This window comes from Micrococcus sp. GbtcB5, assembly GCF_019091605.1.
GTDB lineage: Bacteria > Actinomycetota > Actinomycetes > Actinomycetales > Micrococcaceae > Micrococcus > Micrococcus luteus.
Window position 1 is genome coordinate 1 of record NZ_JAGXJK010000036.1, and the last position, 13,814, is coordinate 13,814.

General features: G+C 72.0%; 15 protein-coding genes. All 15 read left to right on the forward strand.

Going from position 1 to position 13,814, the window contains the following annotated elements; all coding sequences use genetic code 11:
- Window positions 1-228 precede the first annotated feature (228 nt).
- Window positions 229-741 carry a hypothetical protein gene (locus tag KVS67_RS10525; protein WP_217565318.1) on the forward strand — a complete coding sequence of 171 codons (513 nt, stop codon included), beginning with the start codon at window positions 229-231 and terminating at the stop codon, window positions 739-741.
- Between the two features lie 90 nt (window positions 742-831).
- A complete protein-coding gene (locus KVS67_RS10530; RefSeq protein WP_087114226.1) occupies window positions 832-1,068 on the forward strand; it encodes a hypothetical protein in 237 nt (78 codons plus the stop codon).
- 412 nt (window positions 1,069-1,480) lie between these two features.
- On the forward strand, window positions 1,481-2,533 hold the full coding sequence (locus tag KVS67_RS10535) for a hypothetical protein (protein ID WP_217565319.1): 1,053 nt from the start codon (window positions 1,481-1,483) through the stop codon (window positions 2,531-2,533).
- A gap of 94 nt (window positions 2,534-2,627) precedes the next feature.
- Window positions 2,628-6,077, forward strand: coding sequence for a BTAD domain-containing putative transcriptional regulator (locus KVS67_RS10540; RefSeq protein ID WP_217565320.1), 3,450 nt, complete (start codon window positions 2,628-2,630; stop codon window positions 6,075-6,077).
- Window positions 6,058-6,693, forward strand: a complete 636-nt coding sequence (locus KVS67_RS10545) for an A24 family peptidase (RefSeq protein WP_157571200.1) — start codon at window positions 6,058-6,060, stop codon at window positions 6,691-6,693. Before KVS67_RS10540 ends, KVS67_RS10545 begins: the two co-directional genes overlap by 20 nt.
- Window positions 6,694-6,697: 4 nt before the next feature.
- Window positions 6,698-7,252: a hypothetical protein gene (locus tag KVS67_RS10550; protein WP_049159106.1), complete on the forward strand. Its 555-nt coding sequence runs from the start codon at window positions 6,698-6,700 to the stop codon at window positions 7,250-7,252.
- A 96-nt stretch (window positions 7,253-7,348) separates the two neighbouring features.
- Entirely contained in the window at window positions 7,349-8,203 is an 855-nt protein-coding gene (locus tag KVS67_RS10555; protein ID WP_049159103.1) for a glutaredoxin family protein, read from the forward strand.
- Window positions 8,193-8,780, forward strand: coding sequence for a hypothetical protein (locus KVS67_RS10560; protein ID WP_031943850.1), 588 nt, complete (start codon window positions 8,193-8,195; stop codon window positions 8,778-8,780). Before KVS67_RS10555 ends, KVS67_RS10560 begins: the two co-directional genes overlap by 11 nt.
- A gap of 43 nt (window positions 8,781-8,823) precedes the next feature.
- Entirely contained in the window at window positions 8,824-9,438 is a 615-nt protein-coding gene (locus tag KVS67_RS10565; protein ID WP_031943849.1) for a hypothetical protein, read from the forward strand.
- A 154-nt stretch (window positions 9,439-9,592) separates the two neighbouring features.
- Window positions 9,593-11,362, forward strand: coding sequence for a hypothetical protein (locus tag KVS67_RS10570; protein ID WP_065425925.1), 1,770 nt, complete (start codon window positions 9,593-9,595; stop codon window positions 11,360-11,362).
- Window positions 11,355-12,134, forward strand: a complete 780-nt coding sequence (locus tag KVS67_RS10575; RefSeq protein ID WP_031943847.1) for a hypothetical protein — start codon at window positions 11,355-11,357, stop codon at window positions 12,132-12,134. Before KVS67_RS10570 ends, KVS67_RS10575 begins: the two co-directional genes overlap by 8 nt.
- The gene (locus KVS67_RS10580) at window positions 12,125-12,592 is read left to right on the forward strand and encodes a hypothetical protein (protein WP_049159101.1); all 468 of its coding nucleotides are present in this window, start codon (window positions 12,125-12,127) and stop codon (window positions 12,590-12,592) included. Before KVS67_RS10575 ends, KVS67_RS10580 begins: the two co-directional genes overlap by 10 nt.
- Window positions 12,593-12,602: 10 nt before the next feature.
- The gene (locus KVS67_RS10585; protein ID WP_053090894.1) at window positions 12,603-13,319 is read left to right on the forward strand and encodes a DUF4145 domain-containing protein; all 717 of its coding nucleotides are present in this window, start codon (window positions 12,603-12,605) and stop codon (window positions 13,317-13,319) included.
- Window positions 13,316-13,588, forward strand: coding sequence for a hypothetical protein (locus tag KVS67_RS10590; protein ID WP_049159099.1), 273 nt, complete (start codon window positions 13,316-13,318; stop codon window positions 13,586-13,588). Before KVS67_RS10585 ends, KVS67_RS10590 begins: the two co-directional genes overlap by 4 nt.
- Window positions 13,589-13,634: 46 nt before the next feature.
- Window positions 13,635-13,814 (forward strand): transposase (locus tag KVS67_RS10595; protein ID WP_217565321.1); only part of this gene is annotated, 180 nt, incomplete at its 3' end.

Here is a 13,814-nt window from a genome sequence, read left to right on the forward strand (position 1 = left end):
GGGAAGGCCCCGCAGCGGGCGAACTTCTGCGAGATCAACGAGCCTCTGCCTGGCGACAGCGTCCCGTACCGCTGTGACGTGAACTACGACCCGGTCAATGACTGCGTGTGGGTGAACATGTCGCCGCAGCCGACTCCGCCGGCGGGCAAGGATCCAGAACGGGGCGCGTGGGAGCAGTGCAACCCGAGCGATGGGCTGACGCTCGGTCAGCCAGTGAAGACGCGCTGGATGGATTCCACGCAGGCCGGGCCGGGGGAGATCCGCCAGGCCGCCCAGACAGTCGTGAAGGAGATGCAGCTCAAGGGCATCGAGATCGGCATGGTGCCGTACCCGGTGGCGGAAAACGGCACGGGTGCTGTGGGTCTGCCGGCGTGGATGTGGGTCGGGAACCCTGACGATCCGCAGGCGTGGGGGCCGTACACGGTCTCCAAGGACGTGAACGGGATCGCCGTGCAGGCCACGGCGCGGCCGGTGCACGTCACCTGGGACATGGGCGATGGGACGCAGGTGGTCTGCGACGGTCCCGGCACCGTCTACGAGGACCGCTTCGGCAAGCAGGAGTCCCCGGACTGCGGGCACACGTACATGAAGATGTCCAACCCCACCTACAAGGTCACGGCGATCACGACGTGGTCTGTGGAGTGGACGGCCCAGGGCCAGTCCGGGGTGATCGAGACCCTCACGCGCTCATCGCAGGACGTGCGGATCGGCGAGTTCCAGTCGTTGAACGTCCGCCCGTGACGCGTGCGCCGGAGCAGGTCGCAGATCTGCTCCGGCGTGTCCCGCTAGGACCGCTCCGCTTGTGGAAGCTGAAACAAGTATGGTGATCGCATGAGCCCCACCACAGCCACGCCCCGCCGGCATCGTGGCGGCCGCCCGTCTCGCGGCGACCGCTTCAATGTGACCGCGCGCATCCCCCGTAGCTATGAGGCCAAGTTGCACGCCTGGGTGGAGTACACCGGCGAGAGCATCAACGACTACGTGACCGCCTTGGTTACGGAGCATCTGGACGCCCACGAGATTCCCGAAGAGCACGGCCAGGAGGCGTTTGACCTGAAATCCGCATAAAAAGCAAGAAGCGGACCCGTTGGCGCGGATCCGCTTCTTGGAGTCAAGACCTGCTGACGACAGGTAGTGACTGACGTTTGAAGTTGTTCCGAATGCCCTAGTGCTTACCCGGCATGGCATTCGGTTCTGGATTCGAGTTCCGGCTCCGTGTTTGGCGACACGGGCTGGATCTCAAGGTGTACCTGAAGGAGGTACGTCTCTCTTGTCGTGCCCGAGTCTACCCAAAATCCCTCTCCGCGACACGTCCCCCCTCCCGTCGGCCGTGTCCTCGGCGCCGTGCCTGGGGGAGTCCACCCTCGCCCGACTGCTGCGCCATCGCCAGAAACCAGCCCGGCCCGTGCGGGGTCGGATCACGAATCCGTGCCGTCAGAACTGGCGCCGGCCCTCGCGTGCCCGGGAGGGCGACATCGACGTGATCTTGGCCGCGGTGCCCGCCGGCTCCCGGCGTCTGGAGCACCTGGGCGACGCCGTTCCCGCCCTGCGGGCACTGCCTGCCTGGCAGGACCTCTCCCGGATCCGTCGGCGGCTGATGGAATCTCTGGTGGGTGCGCTGGCGGCCTGCGCGGACTGGTCGAAGATGATCTCCCGTCCCGGGCACAAGCGCCTGGCGAAGATGATCGGCCGGAGCGCCTCGACGGTGACCGCGGCCATCGCCTGGCTGATGCGACACGGGGTGATCGGACGCGTCGCCGCCGGACGCTCTGCCGCCTACGCGACCCCGGACGAGCGTGGCAAGCGGATCAACGAGGCGGCGGTCTACGTGCTGTGCTGCACCGCCCACCTGGACGTGGAGAAGATCCTCGCTAGGCACCGTGCCGACGCCGCGGCCGAAGCACGGGAGCGTGCAGGTCAGCGTCGGATCCGTGGGGCTGTGGAGAAAAACTGGCACCCTTCCTCGCTAGAGGATTCACTTACTAGAACTCGTAGAGGAACCACGCACGCGCGCGACCGCGGACTCGTCGAGCTCTGGCCCTGCAACCGCGCAGTGGCCACCCGTCGTCAGCAGCTGGCCGCCGCCCGCACCGTCCAGGATCGGGCTCTGGGTCTGCGCGTGCTCTCGGCCCGGGACGTCCGCTCGCTGATCCGTCCCTTCCTCGAGGCCGGCTGGACCCCGGCCGACCTTCTCCACGCACTGGACCACACCCCCCAGGGCGCGCACCGGCTCCACAGCCTGGACGCCGGCCAGGACACCGCTCGAGCTCGCGGCTACCTGCGGTGGCGTCTGGAGCACTGGAAGGACGCCGGCGGGCTCGTGCTCGCCTCAGCCTCTGCCCGGGCTCGTGAGCGGGCGGAGGCGGCGCGCGAGGCGATGCACCGGGATCGCCAGGCGGATGCGCGAGCGCGCGCGGCGGCCGCGGGAGTGGAGTCTCCGGCTCGAATCGCGGCCCTGGCGGCCATGCGGATGCTGTTCCGGCAAGGTGGCGCGGAGCGTGACAGCCTTGAGGTGGCCCACCTCACCGCCTAAACTGACCTCAGATCAACTTAGAAGGGACATCGGGGGACTGCCCCAGCCTTCTACCCCGTGAAGACCTCTACCCACGCGAGCGGAGACACGCCCCATGCGTACCCTCAAAGGCCTTGCGGCCCTGCTGGCCCTGACCGCCCTGGTGGTCGGCATCCCCGCCGCCCTGATCCTGCTGGTCGGCAACCCCATCCCCAGCACTGCCGAGCTCCAGCAGGCCCTGACCGGCATCGACTTCGGCGGCACGTTCCTGATGGGCACCGTGCTGCCCCTGATCGCGTGGGGCTTCTGGGCCTCCTTCGTCTACTCGCTCGTGGTCGAGGTGATCAGCCTCATCCGCCGCGTCGAGACCCCCAACCTGGGCGGAGCGCTGCGCCCGCAGCAGGCCCTGGCCGGCGCGCTGATCGCCGCCGTGCTCGCTCTTGGCGGTGGCAGCCCCGCCTTCGCCCTGACCCCGCAGGACACCGCCTCCGCTCCCGCCGCCGTCGCCATGGCCCAGGAGGGCCAGACCACCCAGGACACGACCCAGGACGCCCCTGCCGCCGCGGGGGAGCGGACCTACACCGTGCAGGAGGGCGACACGCTCTGGGGCATCGCCCGGGACGAGTTGGGCCAGGGCAGCCGGTGGGGCGAGCTCGCCGAGCAGATGCGCTCCACGCCCCAGGCCGACGGCCAGACCCTCACCGATCCCGACCTCATCATGACCGGCTGGACCGTGGAGCTGCCCGACGGCCCCACCGGCGCCGGCTCCACCTCCGCGACACCGGCCCCCTCCCAGCAGGCCCCCGCTCCGGCGCAGGCCGACACGGACGCCCAGGCGGCCCCCGCTCCGGCGGCGCCCTCCGCATCGGCGTCGGCCGAACCCTCCGCCCCTGCCGACGACTCGGCCACGCCGGCCCCCGAGGCGGCCGCCGCCCCGAGCGCCGCCTCGGACTCCACGCCGGCCCAGGACGCCCAGCACCCGCTGCCCGGCGAGGCCGTGTCTGCGGCACCCTCCATGGCCCCCGCCGAGCAGGAGGGCCCCTCCGCCGTCCCCGGCGGCGCGTTCACGCAGACCGCGCCGGCCCCCGCCGATCTGTCCTCCCACCAGGAGCAGGCTGCCCCGGAGGAGGTCCCCGCATGGGCCACCATCGGCGGCATCGGCGCCTTCGCCGCGGCCGGACTGCTGGGCATCGTCGGCCTGCGCCGCCAGCTCCAGCGCCGCCGCCGTCAGCCCGGCCAGTCCGTCCCCATGCCCGAGGAGCAGACCGCGCAGCTGGAGACCCAGCTGCGCGTGGTCGCCGAGCCCGAGCAGGCTGAGGAGCTCGACGTCGTCCAGCGCTGGCTGGCCCGCTGGGCCCACGAGAACGGCCAGGACCTGCCTGAGCTGTTCCTCGTGCGCGTCTCGCCCGAGCAGATCGCCCTCTACCTCATGGCCCCCGCGCAGCTGCCCGAGCCCTTCGTGGCCGAGACCGACGACGGCGTCGTCTGGACGCTGGCCTCCGGCTCCATCGACATCGACCCCGACCTGCCCGCCGCCCCCTACCCCTCGCTGGTCACCGTTGGCCAGGACGACACTCGCTCCCAGGTCCTGCTCGACCTCGAGCGCCTGGGCACCCTCGGCATCGACGGCGACCCCCAGCTGACAACCCAGGTCCTCGATGCCATGGCCGTGGAGCTGGCCACCTCCAGCTGGTCCGAGAACGTCACCATCACGCTCGTCGGAGTCGCCGACGGCCTGGCCAAGGTCGTCAGCGACGGCCGCGTCCGCCAGATCGACGACCTGGACCAGCTGATCGGCCAGCTCGACGGCAAGGCCAAGGACATTCGCCGCGCCCTCGACGAGCAGGACGCCGCCACCCTCGACCAGGCCCGCGCCGCCAACCAGGAAGAGGCCTTCGGTCCCGAGATCGTCCTGCTGGGCCTGGAGCCCACCCCCGCCCAGGCTCGTCGCCTCACCGACCTGGCCGGCGCCATCCCGCGGCTGGGCATCGCCGCGGTCACCACCGCCAACCCCCTGGCCTCCGACTGGATCCTGAACCTCGAGGACGAGGACCACGCCGACCTGCTCCCGGTCAATCAGCACCTGCGCCCGCAGAAGATCACCCCCGAGGAGGGCGAGCGGATCAAGGAGCTGCTGGCCACCGCCCTGGAGGACCCCCGCTCCACCGGCCGTGGGACGACCTCCACGATCGACATCAACACCGTCCTGGACGAGCGCCCCCACCTCAGCGCGGTGGTCGATCTCGAGGAGATGCTCCACGAGGAGGAGAACACCCAGGACCTGCCCCTGACCCCCGAGCCCGCGGTCCCCGCCGCTGAGACCGCCGAGGACGAGACCGATCCGGCCGAGGAGAACGAGGAGGACGTGCTCGCCGCCCAGGCCGCCCGCCACACCCCGACCTCTGCGCCCGCCCCGCACGACACCCTGGACGAGGACGAGGACGAGGAGAGCCAGGACCAGGCCGCGGCGGCCGCCGTGCCGACCGAGCCCGAGGACATCACCCCCGAGGCCCAGGACCAGACCCCGGCCGTCGTCGCAGTCACCGAGACCGCGGGACCCGCCGAGACTGCCCCCGAGCCCGAGCCTGAGCCCGAGCCCGAGCCCGAGCCCGAGCCGGCCGCGACCGCCGAGCCGGCGCAGCAGGAGGTGGCCACCGATCTCCACGCCACGTCCCCCGCGGAGGACGAGGACGAGAAGGACGCCGCCCCCGAGCAGCTGGGCTCGACCGACCCGCAGAAGCAGATCGACCTGGACGCCGCACACCTGCTGGAGCAGGCCACCACCCAGGCCCCGATGATCCTGATGCTCGGCGAGCTCAAGCTCGTCGGTGCCCAGGGCCAGGCCCCCGTCACCGCGGCCACCGGCGAGGTCTCGGCGACCCAGACCGCCCGCTGCGTCGCCTTGGCCGCCTACCTGGCCCTGCACCCCGGCGCGAGCGCCGAGGCCGTCCATGCCGCGTTCTGGCCCACCCAGCGCTCCGACGGCAAGTCCGCTTCCAGCAACCGCAACAAGCTCACCGGCCAGACCCGCCGCCTGCTCGGCCAGGCCGCGGACGGCACCCCCTACCTGCCCGCCGTGGGCAGCGAGGGCTACCGCGTCCACGAGGACGTGCTCACCGACTGGCAGGTCGTGCAGTCCCTGATCGGCGATGACCCCGTGAAGGCCTCCACCCCCGCCCTGGTCGCCGCCATGCGTCTGGTGAGGGGAGTGCCCTTCGAGCACGCCAAGGCCTCCAACGTCGCCTGGACCGAGACCCTGGTCCAGGAGATGGTCCAGACCATTTGCGACGCCGCCCACGAGCTCGTGGCCCGCTCCCTGGCCGTCGGCCACCGCGAGCACGCCCAGCTGGCCGCCCGCGTCGGCCGCGCGATCGACCCCGCCAACGAGGCCGCCTGGCGCGACGCTCTGGTCACCGAGGCCGCCGCGGGCAACCACACCGAGGTCACCCGCCTGATCGAGAAGCTCTACTCCTACCTGGAGTCCTTCGAGGAGGACCTCGAGCCCGAGGTGGAGACCACCGCCCTGATCGAGGAGCTGCGGGCCCATGGCTACCGTGTCGCCTGATCTCCACGACACGTCCCCCGCGGCCACCGACCCCGCGCCGGCGCCCTACACGGTGCCGCCGCGGACGGTGCGCACCCTGATCGGCCCCGGCGGGGCCCTGGCTGCCCTGCTGGGCATCACCGGCGCCGCGGTCGCCGGGCTGCCCGTGCTCATGGTCCACGCCGCGCTCGCCCTGATCGCCCTGGCCTGCCTGGGCATCTACATGGCGCGCGTGGACCGGGCCCACCGGCTCATCCCGAACTGGGCCGTGGCCGCCCTGGGCGCCATCAACCTCGGCGCCGCGGTGGGCCTGCTGGTCACCGGATACGGCGCCTGGGCCCTCCAGGGGCTGGTGGTCACCGTGATCGCCGCCGTCGTGCTGATGGTGATGCACCTGATCGGCGGCACCGGCATGGGCGACGTCAAGCTCGTCACCGTGGCCGCCCTGGCCATCGGTGTCCACGGTCCCGGTGCCTGGGTGCTGGCCATCCTGGCCAGCTACGTGCTCGCCGCCCTGTTCGGTGCGGTCCCGGCCCTGCTGCGAGGCCAGCGCAAGACCCGCGTGCCCATGGCCCCGTACCTCGTCGCCGGGCACGTGCTCGCCTTGCTCGCCGTCCTGGGCTACCTGGCATCCTGACCAGGTGCCCCGCACCTTCTCCGCCCGCGACCGCCGTGCGCTGACCGGCCTGCTCACCGCCGGGCTCAAACACGCCCAGCTCGACGACCTCACCGCGGCCCACCCCGTTCCCGGCGACCCCGGCCACGACTCCGGCAAGGCCGGCCGCGTGGGCCTGATCGTGGCCACCTGGCTCGCCAGCGGCGACCACACCGGACTCACCAGCGCCCTCGAGCTGCTCGAGACCGCCAAGCTGCCCCCGGCCCGCCACGCCGACCTCGCCCGCCTGCAACGGAAGGCTGGCCTGGACCCCACACCACAACCCACGCCAGAAGCCGAGCCAGAAGGCACCCTCGCCGCGGATGGTGCGACGGAGCCGCCGCTGCCGGCCGCGCCGGCCGAGGAAGCGGCGCCGGCCGCATCTCCGCGACACGTCCCCCTGGTCCTCCTCCAGGACCTGGCCGAGGACCATCCCGCGGTCCAGGCCCTGCTGGCCGCCGGCCTCGAGGTCGGGCACCTCGAGCACACCTCGACGATCCCCGCCGACGCGCTGCTGCTGCACCCGGCGCATGAAAGCTGACCCCGGAACGGGGAGGGACATCAGCGCCGGATGCCGGCCTTATGGGAAGTGAGGGCCGGCCACGGCCCCGACCATCTCCCTGACCGAGGAGCACCCATGTACACGATCTACACCAGCCCCGGCTGCGGCCCCTGCATGGCCGTGAAGGCCCACCTGCGCGCCCACAAGATCCCTCACACCCTCGTCGACGTCTCCCAGGACCCCGCGGCCGTCGAGAAGCTGCGCAAGATGGGCTACTCCAGCGCGCCGGTCACCGTGGACGAGGCAACCGGGGAGCACTGGCACGGATACCTCCCCGACCGCTACGCCTCCCCGGCCCCGGAGGCCGCGCCGGCCGCCGACGTGCAGGCCACGATCGACGTGGGCCCCGTCGAGGCCGGCGAGCACGTGCTCTGGGACCCCCGCCAGGGTCACCTGCTGATCATCGGCGACCGCGACAGCGGCAAGAGCGTGATCCAGCGCGGGATCATGGAAACCGCGGTCTCCGTGGGCTGGCAGGCCTGGGGCCTGGGCCTGCCCGGGGAGCTGGACAAGGTCGAGGACCATCGGTACGCGCAGGTGGTCACCGCCGACGTCAGCGACCAGCTCGAGCGAATCCGTGCCGCCAGCGAGCTGATGCGCGAGCGCTACCACCTGGTGGAGGTCGCCTCCCTCGCCAAGGAGCGCCCCGAGCCCTTCCAGCCCATCGTGCTCGTCCTGGACGACTACGCCCATCTGCGCCAGCGCTGGGCCGACCTCGCCCCGGCCGGGGAGCACGAGGCCGACGTCGCCGAGAACCTCCTGCTGGGCATCCATCGCCTGGGCCGCTCCGTCGGCATCCACCTGTCCGTCTCCTGCCGCGGCATCGCCCACCACCTCGGCCAGTCCCTGGCCGCCGACCTCGGGGCCACCGTGGTCTACACCTCCCTATGGCGCACCGTCCCGCTCGAGGAGCTTAGCCATGCCGGGTGAGCCGGCCTCGAGCGGGCACGGTCCTCTTGAGGAGCCGGCCATCATCCCCCACCCCACCCGCGTGGGGGTCTGGCTGATCCCGGACACCGAACAGGGGCGGGCGGTGATCGCCCAGGTGCCGGCTGCCCGCCAGCCCTGGCCGGCAGAGCGCGCCCACGCCCGCATTCTGGGGAGCAACGCACTCGGCATCCTCGCCGGCTACACGGTCTTCATGGCCGCCCTCGCGGTGATGGACCAGGATCTCGGGCTGCCGCTCTGGCTCCTCTGGCTGCTAATGGCACTGATCGCCTTCCGCGCCGTCTGGTCCCTCACCGTCAAGGCAGTGAAGGCCGTCTCCCAGTGCCGGAACAGCCGCGCAAGACGACTCCTCGAGGGATCAGGGATCGCATGCCCGGCCCCGTTGCCGCTCTGGGGTCCCGAGGGTGAGCACTACGAGACCTTCCTGCACCAGAGCGCCCACGTCCCCTTCCAGCTGGATCCGGTGCCGCCGCCGAAGATGACCACGCTGGCCCACCTGCCGCCGCGGGAACTGTCGCAGGCCTGGCGTGAGGCGCGGTCACCGGACCACGCGATCTGACCCCTCGACGAACTGACCCATGCCCCAGGAACGGAGCCAACCCATGCCCACCACCACGCTCTCCCCCTCCCAGCTGCGAGGACGCTGGGCTGCCGCCCGCGGCCTCCAGCTGACCACCGACGTCGCAACGCTCGCCCTCCTCGCCAACATGGCGGCGCTGCCCGCCCTGACGGGTGCCCCCGACCCGTCCCTCGTTGCCCTGGCGGCTGCCGTCCTCGCGGCCGCCGCGCTCGCGACCCTGACCTCGCGGGCGTGGAACCGTGCGGCCCCCGCCGGATCCGCAGCCCGCGCGATCATGGCGACCGCCGACCGAGCCGTCTTCCTGCTCCGCGACGTGGCCATGGCGGTCGCCGGAGTGGTGATCGTCGCCCGGACCGGCCACGCGGGGGAGGTGATCGTGGGCCTGGCCGGCGCCGGCGCCCTGGTGCTCTGCGCAGGGGGGATGGGGCTGCGCATGGCCCGTCGGGGCATCCCCACCGGGTGGGACCTGGCGGTCCAGATGAGCTCGCTCCTGCCCTGGGCGGTGTGGACGGCCGTCGGCGCCGACCAGGGCGTGCACCTCGGCTTGACCCTGGGCTGGATCCCCGTGATCTGCTGGCTCCTCGCGCGCATCGTCAAGCAGCTGCGGGCCATCCCGGCGGCGCAGCCTGCGGCCTGAGAAGGGGGACCTGGTGCAGCTCGACGCCGACCTCCACGACACGTCCCCGCCGGTGCCGCTGCCCGGCCAGCTCGATGGGCTGGACCTGCTCCCTACCGAGGAGGCTTAGCGCAATGTAGGGTTGCCCTAACTGTCAGATCGACCGGAGGTCCCCATGGCCTACTCCAACCGCGAGCGTCCCGGAGGGCGCGCTGGCCTGCGCGACAACACCCCCACCACGTTCCGCCCCGTGGCCTACCGCAACCTCGCCGCCCGCAAGAACCTGTGGGCGGACTACACCACGGGCCGGGGCGTGTTGGACAACGGGCAGGCGGTGCCGCCGAAGATCGGCCCGCGTCGGAAGAACCCGAACCTCACCGACATGCTCGACACTGCGGCCGCCGTCGGTGTGGACCGGATCTTCTTCACGGGCAAGACCCCGGTGGCCACGCCGGGCAAGCGCCACTGGCTGCTGGTGCAGACTCCCGGCTGGATCGACGGAGGACACAACCTCGGCTCCCCGGCCACCGGCCGTTTCGAGCACCGCCAGACCGGCAAGCGCATGCTGGTGCAGTTCGTCTCCGGGTGGTTCGGCGACGCCCCGCTGAGCCCGGATCAGGCCCGCCTGGCCTGGCAGGCCACCGAAGGCATCATCGGTGCGCACTTCCGCGGAGCCAAGCTCATGGACAGCCCCACCGCCACCGGCGCCAACCTCTGGGCCCTGACCCTGCCGAAGAACCTCGAGCCGTACCCGCTGACCGAGGACATCGCCGAGGAGCTGCACCGCACCTCCGGCCAGCACCACGTCGAGCACCTCGTGGCCGGATCCTCCTCGGGCACTCACCCGGACTGCATCCCCCTGCACGACCCGGCGAAGACCCCCAAGATCGATGGCTTTGCCTACGTCGACGGCCGCTTCATGTACGGAGCCATGTGCAGTGAGCTGGGCATCGGCCCCGGGTACCGGCTGCGCCGCGACGACACCGCGGACATGCTCCGGGAGAACCCCTACGCCCGCGCTCGCGTGCACGTGCAGTTCAAGGTCCCCGACACCTGGGACCACATCGGCCTGATCGGCGTCCAGCACGAGAAGGCTTCCGAGGGCTGGTACTGGCCCAACCGCCCCGGCGCTACCGGGAGCGCCTGGATCGACGCCGCCGAGTTCTTCGTCGCCGCCCGCCACGGCTGGCAGCTGGACCCGATCGAGTCCGTCGCGTTCACCACCGATGTCCCCGGCGCCCGCGACCGCGACCGGCGCGTGCGTGCACGCCCGCTGGACACCTGGAAGGACAACCTGGTCAAGGCTCGCGCCGCCGTCGCCGGCGACCCGCTGATGGACGAGATCATCAAGACCGCCGTCTCCGCGGCACTGCGCTCGATCCTGATCAACACGATCGGCAACTTCGCGGCCCGCGGGCGCGTGCAGACCCACATCACCTTCGACCCCAAGGAGGTCCCGGCCAACGCCCCCGACGTCAAGCAGCACGGCAAGGCCTTCATCTGGACCACCAAGCCGCGCTTCGACGGCCAGGCTCAGCGCTACTACCACCCCGAGTTCGCCGTGCAGGTCTGGGGCCGGGCCCGGGCGCGCATGCTCTCCGGACCCATGGCCGGTGGCCTCCAGGGCGGGGCCCTGCACGTGCCGGCCCACACCCTGCTGGGCGTGCGCGGCGACGCGATCTACACCACCGAGGTCCCCGCTTGGTCCCTGACCGAGGAGCGTGGCGGCGGCGATGACGGCCGGGTGGGACGCATGCGCCTCCAGGGCTACGTCCCCGGACCGCTGAAGATTCCCGCCGACGAGACCGCCCGCAACAGGCTGCGCGCCAAGGCCGCGCGCCTGGGCGTGGACGCCGCCTACTCCGAATACGAGATGCAGGCCGCCCCCGTCGACGGGACGGACTACCTGCCCGGCGACGACGAGCAGGAGGCCGACGGTGAGTGACCCGGCACAGCTGAGCCCCGCCGAGCTCGTCACCCGGGTGCGCTCGGCCTACGGACTCACCTGGGCCGAACTCGGTGCGGCCATGAACCGCTCCCCGCGCATGATGCAGAAGATCGCCCGCGGGGAGACCTCGGGCGAGTCCTACCGGGACGCGCTGACCGAGCTACACGAGACCGGCGCCGTCTCCAAGGCACCCCGACGTCGACGCAACGCGGCCGGCAAGATCGTGCCCGTGCGAGCCAAGCGAGGTGCCAAGAAGCCCACCGTGGTCCCCAAGGACACCCGGCGCGGGCCCTCCCTGACCCGCCACTCCACCACGACCACCCACCTGCCCGACGGCAACCGGATCGTGCGGATCCAGCTGCCCAAGACCGTCGGATCGCCCGAGCGCGGGGCCGGCCTGCACGCGGCCCGCATGTCCATCGTCAACGTCGCCCGCGGCGCCCGCCACCAGGACAAGCGCGTGCACATCCGCGCCACCGTGGACATCGGCGGCGGCCGCACCCGCACCTTCGACGTCGGCTCCAAGGGCGGCTACCTGGCCGCCGACGTCGTCTCCGACGTGCGCGACCGCAACGGCGGGGACATGGGCGGATGGATCGCCTCCCAGATGGGCGACCGCTACGCCCGCGACGCCGTCACGCAGGGCCAGCTGGTGGGGCTGTCCGTGACCAGCTTCAACGCCGTGCGCTCCAAGGAGGAACGCGTGGCCCAGGATGAGGCCGGCGCCCGCCGGTGGGGACGACGAGGAGGACGCACCCGATGGGGATGAATCAGCACGAGAAGCCGGCCCCGCCGGCACGCCGGTGGGACGAGGCCCTGGACCCCCACGCCCACCAGGGCCCTTACCGGCCCCCCGCGGCACTGCTGGACATCCTCGCCCGCGCGGCCGGGGCCAACTCCTACGAGGCGGCCACCACCGCCGTGCGCCACCGCGCGGCCAGTGCGGCCACCGAGCTGCACGAGGCGGGCCTGGACCCGCGGGTGATCGGCCTGATCGCCGAGCCGCGGGTCAACGAGCTGCTGGGCGTGGCCGAGCGCTCGGCCCGCTCCCTGCGCCAGCGCGACCGCCAGTTCCCCGAGCCGGTCACCCGCGGACGGCTCTGGTGCGAGCCTGACGTCGTCGACTACCTGGCCTTCAAGCACGAGACCTCCCCCCGCCCCGGAGCGCTGCACAGCGCGCGTGTGGCCCAGCGTGAGCAGGCCCAGACGCGCGGAGCCCGCCCCTAGACTGACCGGCATGAGCGAGGACTTCACCGACGGCACCGGCCTCTGCCCCCACTGCGGACACCACGTGGCAGCCGACCTCGTCGGCCAGGCGCAGGTGAGCCCGACCTGGAATCCGCGCTACGCGCGACACTCCTCCGTGGATCCGGCCTTGGCGCCCCCTATGCCCGAGGCGAGGGACACGATCGCGGGCTACGCCTGCCAGTTCTGCCAGGGAACGATCGCCTTCCTCGAGCACTGGCAGAAGGTCGAAACCGACGCCGCCGGGCATCCGTCTCTGGAGCGCGTCAGGCGGACGATGATCGTCCCGGCCAAGCCCCCGCGGCAGCTTCCCGAGGCCACCCCGGAACCCGTGCGCTCGCTCTATGCGGAGGCCAGCATCTGCGAGGACGCCGGGGCACTGCGCGCCGCCGGCGTCCTCTACCGCGCGGCCACCGAGGAGATGGTCAAGGACCAGGGCGGCACCGGCCGGGACCTCAAGGCCAAGATCAACAGCCTGACCCCGCGGCTGGACGCCGAGGTGCTGGAGGACCTGCACGAGTCCCGCCTCGTGGGCAACGACAGCATCCATGTCGGCGTGCAGTACGCCGCCGAGGAGATCGCCGACGTCGCCGAGCTGCTCTGGGAGGCCGCCTTCGTCCTCTACGAGCAGCCGGCCCAGAAGGCCAGCATGCGCGCGGCCCGCAAGGCCCGCCACGACGCCGCCCGCGGCCCGCGCGCGGCGTCGTGATCCCGGTCTACGAGCCGCCGGCCTTCCGCAGTCCCGAGGAGGTCCACTCCGCGCTCTACCAGGACGCCCCCTACGTGCGGGTCATGCTCCCCGACCGGGGACGGGTCGATGCGATGGCTGCCCGCTGGTCGAGCACCCATGTGCTGATCGCCTGGGAGGAGCCGCCCGGCACCGAACGGTTGCAGGCATGGGTGCCCGCTGGGTGGGTCACCCGCATTCGGGCAGAAGAATCGGCCTGGCGCGCCCCCTACGGGCGCACGCACGGCTAGGGCGTGTCTGAGAATAGATGCACGAGTCAGCTGAGACCCTGGGGACATGTCCCGGTTCCAGATGCTCTCTGACACCCAATGGGAGTTGATCGCCCCGATGCTCCCGACCCGGACCGGCCGCGCCGGCAGGCCGTTCGCCGACGCCCGCGCCATGGTGGAGGCGATCATCTACCGGTACCGGTGCGGAATCGCTTGGAGGGATCTGCCCGAGGTCTACGGGCCCTGG

What these genes read in the sequence shown, in the direction of transcription:
- KVS67_RS10525 (WP_217565318.1), top strand. Translation starts at nt 229, where the DNA reads ATGGATTCCACGCAGGCCGGGCCGGGGGAGATCCGCCAGGCCGCCCAG.
- KVS67_RS10530 (WP_087114226.1), top strand. Translation starts at nt 832, where the DNA reads ATGAGCCCCACCACAGCCACGCCCCGCCGGCATCGTGGCGGCCGCCCG.
- KVS67_RS10540 (WP_217565320.1), top strand. Translation starts at nt 2,628, where the DNA reads ATGCGTACCCTCAAAGGCCTTGCGGCCCTGCTGGCCCTGACCGCCCTG.
- KVS67_RS10545 (WP_157571200.1), top strand. Translation starts at nt 6,058, where the DNA reads ATGGCTACCGTGTCGCCTGATCTCCACGACACGTCCCCCGCGGCCACC.
- KVS67_RS10555 (WP_049159103.1), top strand. Translation starts at nt 7,349, where the DNA reads ATGTACACGATCTACACCAGCCCCGGCTGCGGCCCCTGCATGGCCGTG.
- KVS67_RS10560 (WP_031943850.1), top strand. Translation starts at nt 8,193, where the DNA reads ATGCCGGGTGAGCCGGCCTCGAGCGGGCACGGTCCTCTTGAGGAGCCG.
- KVS67_RS10565 (WP_031943849.1), top strand. Translation starts at nt 8,824, where the DNA reads ATGCCCACCACCACGCTCTCCCCCTCCCAGCTGCGAGGACGCTGGGCT.
- KVS67_RS10570 (WP_065425925.1), top strand. Translation starts at nt 9,593, where the DNA reads ATGGCCTACTCCAACCGCGAGCGTCCCGGAGGGCGCGCTGGCCTGCGC.
- KVS67_RS10580 (WP_049159101.1), top strand. Translation starts at nt 12,125, where the DNA reads ATGGGGATGAATCAGCACGAGAAGCCGGCCCCGCCGGCACGCCGGTGG.
- KVS67_RS10585 (WP_053090894.1), top strand. Translation starts at nt 12,603, where the DNA reads ATGAGCGAGGACTTCACCGACGGCACCGGCCTCTGCCCCCACTGCGGA.